The organism is Listeria ivanovii subsp. ivanovii, from assembly GCF_900187025.1.
Lineage (GTDB): Bacteria > Bacillota > Bacilli > Lactobacillales > Listeriaceae > Listeria > Listeria ivanovii.
In genome coordinates, this window is record NZ_LT906478.1 from 2,543,005 (window position 1) to 2,559,114 (window position 16,110).

General features: G+C 36.8%; 12 protein-coding genes. All 12 read right to left on the reverse strand.

What is annotated here, in order from left to right; all coding sequences use genetic code 11:
- Nucleotides 1-2 precede the first annotated feature (2 nt).
- Nucleotides 3-911 carry a phosphate ABC transporter substrate-binding protein PstS family protein gene (locus tag CKV67_RS12605; RefSeq protein WP_014093712.1) on the reverse strand — a complete coding sequence of 303 codons (909 nt, stop codon included), beginning with the start codon at nt 909-911 and terminating at the stop codon, nt 3-5.
- Nucleotides 912-1,166: 255 nt separating this feature from the next.
- On the reverse strand, nt 1,167-2,942 hold the full coding sequence (gene pnpS, locus CKV67_RS12610; RefSeq protein ID WP_014093713.1) for a two-component system histidine kinase PnpS: 1,776 nt from the start codon (nt 2,940-2,942) through the stop codon (nt 1,167-1,169).
- Complete coding sequence (locus CKV67_RS12615) at nt 2,942-3,652, reverse strand: response regulator transcription factor (protein WP_014093714.1); 711 nt, start codon at nt 3,650-3,652, stop codon at nt 2,942-2,944. The genes pnpS and CKV67_RS12615 overlap by 1 nt, the downstream gene beginning before the upstream one ends.
- Nucleotides 3,653-3,805: 153 nt before the next feature.
- Nucleotides 3,806-4,981, reverse strand: coding sequence for a PDZ domain-containing protein (locus CKV67_RS12620; protein ID WP_014093715.1), 1,176 nt, complete (start codon nt 4,979-4,981; stop codon nt 3,806-3,808).
- A gap of 29 nt (nt 4,982-5,010) precedes the next feature.
- The gene (cls, locus tag CKV67_RS12625) at nt 5,011-6,459 is read right to left on the reverse strand and encodes a cardiolipin synthase (RefSeq protein ID WP_014093716.1); all 1,449 of its coding nucleotides are present in this window, start codon (nt 6,457-6,459) and stop codon (nt 5,011-5,013) included.
- Between the two features lie 122 nt (nt 6,460-6,581).
- Nucleotides 6,582-7,904 carry a murein hydrolase activator EnvC family protein gene (locus CKV67_RS12630; RefSeq protein ID WP_014093717.1) on the reverse strand — a complete coding sequence of 441 codons (1,323 nt, stop codon included), beginning with the start codon at nt 7,902-7,904 and terminating at the stop codon, nt 6,582-6,584.
- A 140-nt stretch (nt 7,905-8,044) separates the two neighbouring features.
- Nucleotides 8,045-9,268: an NlpC/P60 family protein gene (locus CKV67_RS12635; protein ID WP_014093718.1), complete on the reverse strand. Its 1,224-nt coding sequence runs from the start codon at nt 9,266-9,268 to the stop codon at nt 8,045-8,047.
- 70 nt (nt 9,269-9,338) lie between these two features.
- Nucleotides 9,339-10,223: a permease-like cell division protein FtsX gene (gene ftsX, locus CKV67_RS12640; protein WP_014093719.1), complete on the reverse strand. Its 885-nt coding sequence runs from the start codon at nt 10,221-10,223 to the stop codon at nt 9,339-9,341.
- Nucleotides 10,213-10,899: a cell division ATP-binding protein FtsE gene (gene ftsE / locus CKV67_RS12645; RefSeq protein WP_003720823.1), complete on the reverse strand. Its 687-nt coding sequence runs from the start codon at nt 10,897-10,899 to the stop codon at nt 10,213-10,215. The genes ftsX and ftsE overlap by 11 nt, the downstream gene beginning before the upstream one ends.
- Before the next feature lie 495 nt (nt 10,900-11,394).
- A complete protein-coding gene (locus CKV67_RS12650; protein ID WP_014093720.1) occupies nt 11,395-12,258 on the reverse strand; it encodes a YitT family protein in 864 nt (287 codons plus the stop codon).
- Between the two features lie 3 nt (nt 12,259-12,261).
- Nucleotides 12,262-13,363, reverse strand: a protein-coding gene (prfB, locus tag CKV67_RS12655; protein ID WP_111125308.1) for a peptide chain release factor 2 whose coding sequence is annotated in 2 segments (ribosomal slippage) — nt 12,262-13,290 and nt 13,292-13,363 — 1,101 coding nt in all. Because the reading frame shifts where the segments join, the coding sequence is not laid out codon by codon here.
- A gap of 85 nt (nt 13,364-13,448) precedes the next feature.
- Nucleotides 13,449-15,962: a preprotein translocase subunit SecA gene (secA, locus tag CKV67_RS12660; protein ID WP_014093722.1), complete on the reverse strand. Its 2,514-nt coding sequence runs from the start codon at nt 15,960-15,962 to the stop codon at nt 13,449-13,451.
- Between the last annotated feature and the right edge of the window lie 148 nt (nt 15,963-16,110).

Below are 16,110 nucleotides of genomic sequence, written 5' to 3' on the forward strand. Positions count from 1 at the left end.
TTTTATTTTACGTCAGTTAGTTTACCAGATGAATCGCGTTCCACTTTCATGGATTTAATTGATTGGTATCCTAGTTGTGGTACGATATTATTTTGCACATCATCAGAAGTCATATATTTCAAGAAAGTTTTTGTAAGGTCTTTAGGTTCACCGTTTGTATACATGTGCTCATAAGACCAGATTTTCCAATCGTTTGTTGCTACATTATCTTCAGTTGGTTCCACATCGTCAATAGAAAGTCCTACTACAGAAGCATCAATGTAAGAAAATGCTAGGTAGCTGATTGCTCCAGGTGTTTCACTAACGATTTTCCGAACGGTACCAGATGAATCTTGTTCTTGTGCTTTTACTGGAGTTGCACCATCAAGTCCCCATTTTTCAAAAGTAGCACGTGTTCCGCTGCCTTCTGCACGGTTGATGATAGTGATTTTTTCATCTTTACCGCCAACGTCTTTCCAATTAGTTGTTTTACCAGTGAAGATATCAATTAGTTGTTGTTTAGTGATATTTTTAACGCCAACATCTTTATTTACTACAGGAGCCATTCCGACAACTGCTACACGGTGATCAACTAGTTTTGAAGCATCCACTCCGTCTTTCTCTTCTGCAAATACATCCGAGTTACCAATTTCTACTGCTCCTTGTTGTACTTGTGTTAGACCAGTTCCAGAACCGCCACCTTGAACATTAATTTGTGCTTTTGGATTTGCATTTGTGAATTCTTTGGATGCTGCTTCCACTAATGGTTGAAGAGCTGTAGAGCCAACTGCTGTAATTGAGCCTGAAACTTCTTCCTTTTTACTTGATGAACCATTTGCTTTATCTGCTGAACTGCTGCCACTCCCACATGCTGCAACTACAAGCATTAAAGCTGCTAAAACTGCTACTATTCCCAAATACTTCTTTTTCATTATTTTATTCCCACCTTGTTTTTTTTATTGTTATTCCTTACAAGTATCACTATAACGCTCTAGATTTAAGGTGGTGTGTAGCTAATGTTAAGTAATTGTAAATAAGCGGATTTTTTGTCGAAATTGTAAACTTTTTTATGACTTTCTTTCAAACAGAAGGCAAATGGGTAAATTATTGCGCGGATTTTTTTCGTTTCGTAAATATACTAAAAATATCCTGTCCGAAAGATTACATTCTTTCAAACAGGATATTTTTTAGGCTTTTTTTGGTAAGGTTACTCGGAAGGTTGAGCCGACTTCTTCTTGACTTTCTACTTCAATTCGCCCTCCGCAGTTTTCAATGAGGTGTTTAACGATAGAAAGCCCGAGTCCGGTTCCACCAGAGTGCCTACTACGCGCTTTGTCCACTCGGTAGAAGCGTTCAAACACCCGATCGATATCTTTAGCAGGAATACCAATACCATTGTCTGTTACTTCTATAATAACTTCTGATTCGTGTTCGGTTAATCTCACTTCTACTTTCCCATTTACTGGTGTGTAGTTGATTGCATTGGAAAGTAAATTTATTAATATTTGCTGCAATTTATCCCGGTCGGTTTCAATAATGACTGGGGGAATAGTTTTTTCTGGAATAGATACTTGAATATTTTTTTCGGTAGCGAGTTCAAAGATGGTACGAGCTGACTGTTCAATCACATCATCTACATCTACTGGTTCGATATTTTCAGCGACAGGATTTTGTTCAATTCTAGAAAGCGCCAGAATATCTATAATTAAACGATGCAAGCGATCACTTTCTTCTTTAATAATTGTTAAGAATTTTTTGAGCAACATTTCGTCATACATTGCGCCATCGAGCAACGTTTCTGCAAATCCTTTTAGTGCCGTTACAGGAGTCTTTAATTCATGCGAAACATTAGTAACAAATTCTGAACGAACATTTTCTAAGTGCCTGATTTGCGTAATGTCATGAAGTAACAAAATAATCCCTGTAATTGTGCCATCTTCAGCTAAAATTGGCGATACACTCGCATCCAGAATCATTTCACGTGGAAAATACAGAATAATTTCTTTTTGTTTCATCATTTTTGTTTCAAAAGTTGCTTCAATTAATTGACTTAGCGCGAAACTTTTAATCACTTCGTAAAAAGGTTTTCCTGTAATTTCTGCTTCACCTAAAATTTGATACATCGTTTGATTGGTCATAATTACTTGTTTATCAGCATTAATCAACATAACTCCACTGACTAAGTTTTGAACAATCGCATTTAGACGTTGTTCATTCTGCTTGATCTCAAACATTTGCGTTTCCAGGCTTTCAGCGAGCATATTAACACTTATCGACAGGTCCTGTAATTCACCACTATTTTTACCGTGGATTCGACTATCATATTTATGGTTAGCAAGGTCTGTCGAAACTTCAATGATTTCTTTCACGGGTCTAGTAATTTTTCTAGCAATGAAGACACTGATTGCTGCGATAATAACTAAGGCAATGCCAAAAATAAGTGCCAAGTTGCCCCACAGTTTCGCAACAGCTGCATCAACGGACTCAAGCGAAATCGAAATCCTTAAAACGCCATCTGTTTTATTTTGATGTTTTACTGGTACAGCCACATAAAGCATACTGTATCCAAGTGAGTCACTTTCTCGGATAGATATGCCTACGTTTTCTCCTTTTTCCAAAATATCCGCTACTTCTGGGCGATTCATGTGATTATCTAAGTTATCGGGATTTTTTTTAGTATCTGCAACAACATCCCCTTGACTATCTATGACAGTAATTCGCGCATCAATTTCATCACTTAATGGGGCAAGCGTCTTCTGAATTGTTGCTGCATCTTTGTCCAAGTCCAAATATTCGATGTTTGTCGTTTGCAATAAAATTTTTGCATCATCTTCTAATTGGTTTTCTTTCATGTTTAAATAGGTTGATTTCATCAGCTCTCCAGAAAAGATTCCGACAATCACCATCACAACGAAAAAAAGAATAAAAAACGACAATCCAATTTTCAGCCATAATTTTTTCATTATTTTACATTCTCCATTTTATAACCAAAGCCGCGAATCGTTTTGATATACTTTGGTTGTTTGGTATCTGTTTCAATTTTATCACGCAAATGGCTTACATGAACATCCACAATTCGTGTTTCTCCAACGTAATCATAGTTCCACACAGTATCCAGCAATTGATCTCGTGAAAAAACTTTGCCGCGATGATTTGCAAGAAATAATAATAGCTCGAATTCTTTTGGCGTTAAATCTAGCAATTCTTCTTGTAAATACACTTCATAGCTTTCTGGTAAAATTTTCAAATCACCAATTAAAATCATTGCTTCCATTTCGTCCGAATTTTCTTCTACTGCCTCCGCTTTACCTTCTGTCCGACGTAAAATGGCTTTAATTCGTGCGACTACTTCTCGTGGGCTAAATGGTTTTGTCATATAATCATCCGCACCAAGCTCTAAACCAATGATTTTATCTAATTCTTCATCTTTTGCTGTTAACATTAATATGGGAACATTTACTTTATTTTGACGAAGTTTTTTTGTCACTTCGATTCCATCCATTTCAGGAAGCATTAAATCAAGTACAATTAAATCTGGTTTCTCTGATAAAGCTAGTTCATATCCAGCCCTACCATCTTCTGCTGTCACCACTTCAAATCCAGCCTTTTCAATATTAAATTGCAGCAAGGTAACAATAGAAGCCTCATCATCAACTACAAGAATTTTTACCAACTTACTTCCCATCCCTTCTTTATGTAACCCTATGTATCTAAAATATAGCATGAATTAACCCTTTTCGGGTAGAAATGCCTTTATATTAATCTTATCTTTACAAAAACTTAAAACACCAATGCTGTTTCCAAAAACAACACTGGTGTTTAATAACTATCTTGGTTCGACTAAAAGTAAACCTAACTCGAATGATTCATTCTCATAAAGCGCTGTTTGTTCAAAACGCGGTTCTCCGTTATTATCAATCACTTTAATTTTACAAAATGCACGGTTTAAATTAAGCGCATCATATAGTCCTTCGCGTGTATGAATTGGCTGTCCGTTCACTTCTGTAATTTTCTCACCAGCTTTTAAATTTAAACGCGCAGATGGGGTTGCCTCACGTGCACCAAGAACTACGATCCCCCCCGGTTGCGGACCAAATTTTTTCGGCAAGAGTTGTTCTGATCGATAATGACGATAGGAAATCCAAAACCTGCCGATGACAGCAAACATAAAAGCAAACAAAGTCAGAACTGGCATCATAATTCCAAGGAGTCCAGCAACTGCAATAATCGTTGCAAGTGTAGTAACTTGTACAGCAATTTTCCGGCTAGCCTCTTCTGGAAGTTGTGCTTGAACTCGTTGTTGGAAGCCAATAAACAACGGCAAGATAATTAATGAATATGAATGTGCGCCAATTGTAAAAACTGGCCACCATTCAAATATTTTTGTAAAAACATCCCCTGGTATAAAGACAACTAATGGAACAAACCACAATTTTCTTAATTGAAATGAACCCACTAATTTTCCCCGTTTACTTTTTCTAAGCGATGGCGCTGGGTTTTTCGCACTCGTATGTTGAATAAGAAAAGCTTCTACAAACAGTAGTATCGCCAATAAAAATGTCATCGAAATCATGAAATTATCGATAAATACCGCATCATATCCAAATGTTTCATTGGTAAATGGAGCTAAATTAATATCAAAATAATAACAGAAATAGAAGGCTAAACTAGTAATCCCAATAGTGAAGGCCGTAGAACTAAGTCGAAACATCCCAGCAATCAGCAAGAAACAAACTACGGTATTAAAAATTGCAACCCATTCTAGTGTTACACTAAAACCAATTACTGTAGTAACAATCGATAGACATAGACCGAATAATAGCCCGATCCCAAAGAAGTTTTTTAATTCTAGCCACGGCGAGTAAACGCGAACACTAAATGATTTTCGCTCCCATTTTACTCTGTTAAATCCAGCAATTATCACTAAAATAATTCCTACATAAAGTGCTGGTTGTAGAAACAGTCTTCCTATTCCTTTAAGTATTTCCATAAAAATATCCATGATCTACACCAGCCTTTTCCAAATTACTTCTATAATATAGGCGATAAAAGTCGGCTTATCGCTTCTTTAAATTTAATCCATATGGACCTTTTCGCGTATAATTCAGGTGTCAGTTGATACGATTTTAAAATATCTTCTAAAAAGGCATCTTCTAATTTTTGCACCATTTTCTTTTCATAAATAAACGCATTGACTTCAAAGTTAAGACGGAAGCTACGGAAGTCCATGTTCGCTGTCCCTACAGAAGCAATTTCTCCATCAACAATCAATGTTTTTGCATGAATGAACCCATTATCATAAATGAATATTTTTGCGCCTGTTTCCATTAATTCACCGGCATAGTTAGTTGTTGCTCGGTAGACAAACGCATGGTCAGGTTTATTAGGAATCATCACACGAACATCCACTCCAGAAAGCGCGGCAATCTTGATGGCTTCAAGTAAGCTCGCATCTGGAATAAAATAAGGTGATTGCAAGTATATCGTTTTTTTTGCTGCGTTAATCATTTTAATGTAGCCATTCTTAATTTGTTGCCATTCAGAGTCTGGACCACTAGATACAATTTGCATACTAGTATGCCCTTTCCCGTGGAATGTCGGGAAATATCTTGCTTTGTAATCAATTTTATTTGTAGCAGATGCAGAATTCCAGTCCATAATAAAACGAGTTTGCATTGCATAAACTGCCTTACCATGCACACGAAGATGCGTATCACGCCAGTAACCGAATTTTTTAGACAAACCTAAATATTCATCACCAATATTAAAGCCACCGATATAACCAATATCGCCATCAATAATTGCTAACTTTCTGTGATTTCGATAATTAAGTCGGAAATTAATGAGTGGCAATTTTGATGGGAAGAACGGTCTAACTAAGCCACCATTTTCTTCAAACGTATGGAAGAATGATTTTTTCGTTGTCCGCGATCCCATTGCATCATAAATTATTTTTACATTTAATCCTTCTGCCGCTTTCCTCTCCAACACTCGCATCAAGCGATTTCCAAGTTTATCAGAACGGAAAATATAGTAAATAATATGTATGTGATCTTTCGCTTTTTCAATGTCAGCAATCAGCGCATCAAATTTTTCATAACCATCCACATAAAGATCCACTTCATTATCTTGTGTTAAAATCGCTCCATCATTTACAAGTAGTAAGTAAATTAAATCGCGATGTTTCTTCACATTTGGATCGCTAAATGGAAATTCTTTTTGACGAATCATTTCTATTTGGTTTGCTGTTGATTCCTGGATACCGATTTTTTCTTGTCCCTTCCAATCAAAAATCTTTTTTCCAGATAATTTTCTACCAAAAATCAAGTAAATAATGAATCCAAATATTGGAACAAACGTTAGGACTAGTAACCATGCCCAAGTGGCCGATGTATCACGTCTTTCCAAAAATACTGTCATTGCTGCAAAGAATACATTCAAAATTAGTAAAATCACTAATAAATAAGCTAACAGCCCCATTATGTTCCCCCTTTTCCCACACAAACTGATAGTAGTATCATATCATAAAATCGTCATTTAGCCTATCACCGTTCCTATTTTCACAGTAAAAAACCACTGACTATCCATCAGTGGTTTTTTGGTTAAATATATGGAGCCGGGTCAACTGGTATCCCGTTTTGATGAATTTCAAAATGAAGATGTTGTCCAGTTGATTGTCCAGTTGAGCCCATTATACCAATTGGTTGTCCTTGTGAAACTTGTTGACCAGCAACTACTTTCAAACTACCTGCTCGCATGTGTCCGTATAGTGTTTGGAAGCCGTTTCCATGATCAATTTTGACGACGTAGCCATAACCACCGTAGCCGCTACCAGATGCACCAAATCCCGAGAAGACTACCGTACCTGATGCTGCGGCTGACACGGTTACTGCTCCACCAGCTGCAATATCTTGACCTTTGTGTGATTCATGCTGACCAGTTACAGGGTTAGTACGGTCACTAAATCCAGATGTTAAAATTCCAGATGCTGGTTTAATAAATTGTCCCCCACCTGAATTTACATGACTTGGTGCGCTCGCTGTTTCAGAGCTTGGTGCTTGGGCAACAGTTGTTTGGCTTTGGCTTGCTTTTTCGGCGTTAGCTTTAGCTGTTGCTTCTTGAATTCGTTTTTCTTCTGCTGCTTTAAGTGCTGCTTCTTGTTTTGCTTTTTCTCCAGCAATATTTGATGCCAGTTTTTTCTCTTCAGCTGTTAGAGAGCCTTGTTCGCTAGCTAATAATGACTGTTCCGTTTTAGTTAAATCTTTTTTGTTAGCAAGTGCCAAGACTAAATCATTTTTTTCTTCTTTTTGGCTTTCCATATTGTTTTTAGAAACTTCTAAATCAACAGCAAGTACTTTTAAGTTCTCTAATTTTTTCTGGGAACTACCTTCTGCGACTTTTAATTTATCTTGGTCATCTTTTTGATCTTGCATGATATTTTGGTCAGCATTTACCATAGCTGATACAACAGTTACACGATCAACAAGTTCTTTAAAGTCACCAGCTTCGAAAATCATATCTAAGTAGGCAGTTGCTGTTCCAGATTTTTGAATGGCTCTTGCACGGTTATCAAGTACCTCTTGTCGTTCTCTAATATCATTTCGCAATTTCGCAATATCTTTTTTTAATTGCTTTAGTTTCTTATTCTCAGACTCGACTTTATTTTCTTGTGCTTTCAACTTCTTATTCGTTTCATCAATACTCTTCAAAAGCGCGTCTAATTGTTTAGATGCATCTTGTTCTTCACTTTCTAAATCAGCTATTTCCGAACTTTTTGTATCTATATTTTTATCTATTTCCGATTTTTTTTGTTCGATTTCACTTTGTCGCTTTTGCATGTCACCAATTGAGTCTGCTTGTACACTAAGCGGTGCAGAGACAACTAATAAGCTCAGCATTACTAATACCCCATATTTTTTGAACATAATAAGCTCCTTTTCTATTTTCGATATTCTTAGGAACTTCTTAGTCTGTCATTAAGTTATCCTGCTTATTCCCCTTACCATATAAAAAAGCACCTTTGTTTTAAAAACGACAAAGGTGCTTTTTAACTTTTCAATAATTATTAAAAGCTAGCTACGCGACCATATCCTACAAGATATTTAGCCCAGTAACCACTAGTAATGTTGTCATATTTAACGCCATTGTTTTGCGCGTTGATCATTTGACCGCCACCAACATAGATTCCAACATGAGCAATTCCACCACCGTAGTTGAAAAATACTAAGTCACCTGGTTTTGCTTGGCTAGCACTTACTTTAGAAGCTGCTGCATATTGAGCACCTGAAGTTCTTGGAAGAGAGATACCAGCTGCACGGAAAGCGTAAGAAGTAAATCCAGAGCAATCAAATGCGCTTGGTCCAGTAGCTCCAAGGCTATAAGGTTTGCCAAGTTGCGCTTGTGCTGCAGAAATCATTGCCGAATATCCGCTACCAGATGGGGCTGGAGTACTTGGAGTTTCATTACTGCTGCTGTTGTTATTTGATGATGTATTTTTGGTTGAAGCTTTTGATTCGTTAGATGAAGCATTTGTATTAGTTGTTGTTGCTTTTTCTTCTTGACCAACATTAGAAGATGTAGCTTCACGTAATGCCGTTGCACGAGCAGTTGCTTCTTTCGCTGCTTTATCACGTTCGCTTACTAGGCTAGCTTTAGCATTTTCAGCACTTGCTTGATCAGAAGCTAGTTGAGCAACGATTGCTTCTTTTTCAGCTTTTTGTGCTTCAATTTTATTTTGCTGTGCTTCATAATCATGGATAGCTGTTGCTTGTTCTTCTTGCTTTTTCTTTACTGTAGCTTGTTTTGATTTCAAAGCTTTTTCGTCATTTTGTTGATCGTCTAAAATTGATTTATCAGATTCAACTAATTGGTTCACTGCGGAAACACGACCGACTAAATCAGAAAGGTTTTCTGCATCTAAAACTACTTCAAGGTATGCGTTCGAGTTAGAAGTTTTTTGCATCGCACGAGCACGTTCTTTTAAAACTGATTCACGTTCTTTAATACGTTCATTGATTTCTTTAATATCTTGGTTAAGTTGTTTTAGTTCTTTACCTGTTTTATCAAAGTCCGCTTGTAAAGATTTAGCTTTTTCTTGCGCTTTTTCAAGATCAGCTACCAAACCAGAAAGATCTGATTGTAAAGTTGTTTTTTTAGACTTAATGTCATTGATTTTTTTATCTTGGTTTTGGATGTCTGTATTCACGTCTGCAAAAACATTAGTAGTAAAAGCTGGCGTTAAACTGATAACTGCTGCGAGTGAAACCGCAATAAACGTATTCTTTTTCAAAAAGTTTACCTCCTAAAAAGCTCCCTAGCTTTTCTTTTAGATTATTTTTATTTCAAGTAATTTTTAAATGTTAGACTTTCAAGAATCTCCGGATAGAAATTACGCTACCCCAAATCCCAATCAGTACGCCGATTGCAATAATCAAGCCACTAATTTGATAGGCGAACGGTGTTGGTGGTAAAAGTGAAAGTGAACTAGTCACTAACTTAGGATTTATCAGATTGTATACATTAACATAGCCTACAAATGTTAACACAACCGGGACAATCGAACCAATCAAGCCTAGCCAAGCTCCTTCTAAAACGAAAGGCCAGCGTATGAACCAGTTGGTCGCTCCTACCAATTTCATAATTTCAATTTCTCTTCTACGGGAGAAAATCGCAATCTTAATGGTGTTTGATATTAAGAACATTGCTGTTAATAACAACCCAATGCTTAGTATGATACCAGCATATCGTCCCCATTTCAAGGTATCAAACAACTTATCGACTGTTTTCTCACCATACTCTACATTATCTACGTACTGTAATTTTTCTATTTTCTGAGCAATTGCTTTCGTTTGTGTTGGCTCTTTTGCCTCTACAACGAAAACGTCGTATAGCGGATTATCTTGTTTAAACAATTCGAAGTTTTTGCCGTACGCACCAACTAGTTTCTTCAATTCATCATCTTTTGAAGAAAAAGTGATGCTATCAACTCCATCAATCTTCTCAATGTTTTTCTCAAGTTCTTGCTGCTGTTTCTTGTCTGCGCTTAGAGAAATATGTACGTTAATTTGTACATTGTTTTCTACATCCGTTGCAAGCTTGTTCATGTTGATCAATATTGCAAAAAACACGCTGACTAAGATAAGTGTTACTGTTACTGCACTTGCTGCTGCAAAGGTCATCCAACCATTCCGGTAAAGACTTTTAAAACTTTCTCTTATGTGTCTTCCTATTGTCCTAAATTTCATAACCATATTCTCCTTGCTGCTCATCACGAACGATTCGACCATTTTCGATAGCTATTACCCGATGCTTCAATGTGTTTACAATTTCTTTATTATGGGTAGCCATTACTATAGTCGTTCCGCGATTGCTTATTTCCTCAAGGATATTCATGATTTCCCATGAAGTATCAGGATCCAGGTTTCCGGTCGGCTCATCTGCTATTAATACTTTAGGCATATTTGCAATGGAGCGGGCAATGGATATCCGCTGTTGCTCACCACCGGAAAGTTCATCCGGCAACATTCTTACTTTATGCTTAAGGTTGACTAAATCAAGCACTTCCATAACACGTTCTTTAATTACAGACGGCTCAGTTTCAACCACTTCCATCGCATAAGCAATGTTTTCATAAACTGTTTTGCTTTGAAGCAATTTGTAATCTTGGAAAACCACACCTACGTTACGACGCAAATATGGAATTTCGCGATTTTTCATATTGATCAAATCAAATTTGTCAACGATGATTTTGCCTTTCGTTGCTCGTTCTTCTCTGTAAATCATTTTTATAAAGGTTGATTTACCAGCACCGCTTGGTCCAACAACATAAACAAATTCCCCTTCACCAATGTTAATATTTAATCCATTAGCGGCTGTTATGCCATTGGGGTATTTCTTATACACATCTTCCATTAATATCATTTTATCACCTTACTATGCCTTTCTACTGAGTTACATTTTAGGTAATGCATGGTAACCATGAAGATGTACTGTTTGTGGACACAAAACTAAACTCACAACACAAGCTTAATTATACCATGACAGTTTTTCATCTATAGGTTAATTACATTACATTTATATTTCAGGGTATGACAATATTTCCATTATTGTAATAGGAAATTCGCTTATAATCACAATTTCCTTTTTTTAGTTGAATTTGTATTGACAAAAATAAAAAAGCACCGTCATCGGTCTTTTCCACTGCTAACATTGTAACTTGTTTTTACCCTAATTAACATTACAGGTAGATTAAAAATCATTACAGTTATCTTCAGCGGAATAGACCAATTGTACTAAAACAGCTTGAATACAACTAATACAGGAAAATTAATTGTCATCAAACTGTCAAAAAAAGCAGAAAAAAAGTGAAAAAAACTACTACATGGAGACTCTTTTTGCCTCAATGTAGTAGTTTTTTTAAGATGTAAAGCCTTCACCCATAACTTCGCTGGCGCTCATTACAACAACAAATGCTTCTGGGTCAATCTCTTTGATAACTTCTTTTAGTCTTGAAAATTCACTTTGGGCAATAACACATAATAAAATTTGCTTATCATCTTCTGTGTACCCACCTTTAGCCGAAAGACGTGTGATTCCTCGATCAATTTTGAAAAGGATAGCCTGTCTAATCGCCTCTTGGTTTTCAGAAATTATAAATACGGTTTTAGATTGATTTAAGCCCACTTGTACTAGGTCGATTGTTTTACTCGTAGCAAAAAGACCGATAAGCGCATAAAGCCCGGATTCAATATCAAATACAAACATCGCCGAAATGACGACAAAACCATCAATTAAAGCTACGCAAATCCCTAATGTTAAGTGGGAATATTTGTGTAAAATTTGTGCAGCCACATCGGTTCCACCAGTCGAAGCTTTACCACGAAATACTATGCCAAGTCCCATTCCAACTAGAACACCACCGAACAATGCTGCAACTAGTGGCTCGTGCGTCCAAGGCTCTAAATCTTGCGTTAAATAAACAAAGAATGGTAATAACATTGTACCAACAAATGTTTTCAAACCAAATTGGTATCCTAAAAAGAATAATCCTGCTAAAAATAGCGGAATATTAAATGCCCACTGAATAAACGCTGGATTCCAACCCGTTAAATAGTTGATAATGGTACTGATTCCGCTCACGCCACCTGAAGCAACGTGATTGGGTAAAAGTAATACATTGAAAGCTAGCGCAATTAATGCGGCGCCGATAATAACATATAAATACTCGATTAATTTTGCCATTGTTGGGGATAGAGGCTTTTTCTTTCGTTTATTTACCATCTTTTATCCAATCCTAGAACGTAAATATGCATTAATAAAGTCGTCTAAATCCCCATCCATCACCGCTTGAATATTACCAGTTTCGTGATTGGTGCGATGATCTTTCACCATGGAGTAAGGATGAAAAACATATGAACGAATTTGGCTTCCCCAACCAATTTCCTTTTGTTCTCCACGAATTTCTGCTAGTTCTCGCTCTTTTTCTTCTTGTTCTTTTTGATATAGCTTTGTTTTTAACATTTTCATTGCTTGATCACGATTTTTAAGTTGTGACCGTTCAGATTGACAAGTAACCACAATCCCTGATGGAATATGCGTCATCCGAACTGCAGAATCTGTTGTATTAATATGTTGTCCACCAGCTCCTGTTGCACGGTACGTATCAATTTTTAAGTCATCTGGACGTACTTCAATTTCGATATCATCATCAAGTTCTGGCATCACATCTACTGAAACAAATGAAGTATGACGACGCCCTGATGAATCAAACGGTGAAATACGCACAAGACGATGAACGCCTTTTTCTGCTTTTAAATAACCATATGCGTTGTGTCCTTTAATCAGTAAAGTTACGCTTTTAATTCCAGCTTCATCACCGGCTTGGTAATCAAGCATTTCTACTTTGAAGCCTTTTTTCTCAGACCAACGTTGGTACATTCGGAGTAACATCGAACCCCAGTCTTGAGATTCCGTTCCACCGGCACCTGGATGCAACTCTAAAATCGCATTATTCTTATCATATGGATCACTTAACATTAATTTTAATTCAAACTCATTGATAGTCGCCATATAAGCAGTAATATCTTTTTCTAGTTCCGCTTGTAAATCTTCGTCCGCCTCTTCTTTTAAAAGTTCTAGGCTGATTTCCATGCTTTCTTGTTCTTCTTCTAAGGCATGAAAAGCTTGGTAAGTTTCTTTATAACCATTGGATTCATTGATTACTTTCTGCGCAGCTTGCTGATCGTTCCAAAAATTCGGGTCTAACATTTGATCTTCTAACTCAGCAATTCGTACTTCCATGCTGTCTAAGTCAAAGAGACCCCCTAAAGTCTTTGATTTGCTGTGCTGTTTTTTCTAATTCATTACGAATTTCTGCTAATTCCATTATTAATTCCACCTTTTTTGAATTTACTTAGAAACTTTCATAGCAAAAAGCGCCGTCTTGCAGGCGCTTTTTTAATTGTTTCAATCTATGCTTCTTTACCATGACAATTTTTATATTTTTTCCCACTACCACATGGGCACGGATCATTGCGTCCAATATGTTGATCTTTACGAATCGGTTGGCGCTTCGCTTCTGGTTTACCTTCTGCCGGATTAACAGCTTCCCCTTTAGCCACTTGCTCACGTTCAAGGTTTTGGCGAATTTCGGCTTTCATAATGTAACGAGCAACATCTTCATCGATAGAGGATACCATCGCTTCAAACATCTCGAAACCTTCTGATTGGTATTCACGAAGCGGATCAATTTGACCATATGCACGAAGATGAATCCCGTCACGAAGATGATCCATCGCATCGATATGATCTACCCATTTCGTATCAACAACGCGAAGTAAAACGACTTTTTCAAATTCGTTAAATTCTTCTGGAGGTAATAGTGTTTCTTTTTCATCATATGCTGCTTTGACTTTATCTAAAATCAGATTTTGAATATCTTCACTTGTACGGTTTTGTAAATCTTCTAGAGTAATTGCTCCTTCTGGAAGTAAGTTGGCATCAATATAATCAATAATGCCTTGTAAGTTCCAATCTTCTTCAGGTTCTCGGCTAGAAGCATTGCTAGAAACGATGAAATTCACTGTACGTTGAATCATTTGATCAATGATTTCGCGCAAGCTGTTTTCTGCATTAATTACTTCATAACGTTGCTTATAAATAACTTCCCGTTGTTGGCGAAGTACATCATCATACTGTAGCACTTGTTTACGTGAATCAAAGTTATTTCCTTCAACACGTCTTTGTGCTGATTCCACTGCACGGCTAACCATTTTACTTTGAATTGCGTCTTCTGCCATACCAAAGCGTTCCATCATGCTCTTCATGTTATCCGAACCAAAACGGCGCATAAGTTCGTCTTCCATAGAAAGATAGAATTGGGTCACACCTGGATCACCTTGACGTCCAGCACGACCACGCAGCTGGTTATCAATACGACGTGACTCATGGCGCTCTGTACCTATTACAGCTAAACCGCCAACTTCAATCGTACCTTCACCAAGTTTAATATCAGTACCACGACCAGCCATATTGGTTGCGATTACTACCGCACCTTTTTCACCAGCATGTTTAATAATATCTGCTTCACGTTCATGTTGCTTGGCATTCAGTACTTCATGTTTAATGCCTTTGCGTTTTAATTTACTAGAAATAAGCTCAGATGTTTCAATTGCAACAGTACCAACAAGAACCGGTTGTCCTTTGGCATTTCGTTCTGCAATATCTTCCACTACAGCATTAAATTTCGCTTCAATTGTTGTAAAAATCAAATCCGGACGGTCGTCACGAATAATGACTTTATTAGTTGGGATTTCAATAACACGCATATTATAAATATCGCGGAATTCTTCTTCTTCTGTTTTTGCAGTACCAGTCATCCCGGCAAGTTTTTTGTACATTCGGAAGTAGTTTTGGAATGTTATTGTAGCCATTGTTTTAGATTCATTTTGGATTGTTACGCCTTCTTTTGCTTCTAAAGCCTGATGCAAACCTTCACTAAAACGACGGCCTTTCATAATACGCCCAGTAAATTGATCAACAATTAACACTTCATCATCTTGCGCTACATAATCAACATCTAAACTCATTGTGTAATTCGCTTTAAGAGCTTGAGCAATATGATGCAAAATAACCGTATTTTCTAAGTCAAACAGGTTGTCTACGTCAAAGTAGTTTTCCCCTTTTGTCATACCTTCTTCGGTTAATTGTACAGATTTAGTTTTCACATCAACTGTGTAATCTTCCTCTTCTGTCAAAGTACGAACGAATGTGTTAGCGCGAACATAAAGTATAGTTGATTTTTCAGCTTCTCCTGAAATGATTAGTGGCGTTCTTGCTTCATCAACTAAAATGGAATCGACTTCATCAATAACTGCAAAAGCAAGTGGGCGCTGTACCATTTCTTCTTTGTAAACAACCATGTTATCACGTAAATAGTCAAACCCTAATTCATTATTTGTGCTATAAGTGATATCACATGCATATGCTTCACGTTTTTCTGCACTAGATAGCGCATTTAAATTTAATCCAACAGAAAGTCCAAGGAAATTATATAAAACTCCCATTTCTTCAGCATCACGATGTGCCAAGTATTCATTGACAGTAACAACGTGCACCCCTTCACCAGATAGCGCATTTAAATAAACCGGTAGTGTAGCTGTTAACGTTTTACCTTCACCAGTTTTCATCTCAGCAATATTACCTTCATGAAGAACTATTCCACCCATTAATTGTACTTTAAATGGATATAGTCCAAGAGCACGTTTCGCTCCCTCTCTGGCTACAGCAAATGCTTCTACCAATAAATCATCTAGCGTTTCACCTTTTTGAACACGCTCTTTAAACTCTACTGTTTTTTCACGTAGAGCCTCATCAGAAAGTGCTGCTGTTTCGTCAGCCAAAGCAATGATTTCATCTGCTTTTCTTTCCAAATATTTAACATCTTTTTTTCCTGATTCAAAAATCTTTTTCAATAGTCCTGCCATTTAAATTCTCCTCTACTGTTTTCGCTGTCTTCACGCAGTTTCATCTATGATAACTTTCAGGAATTATCTTATTTTAAATATACAAACTAATTCTATCACTTATTAGATAAAATATACAACTGGTTATCTCTTTTTAATCAATAAAAAT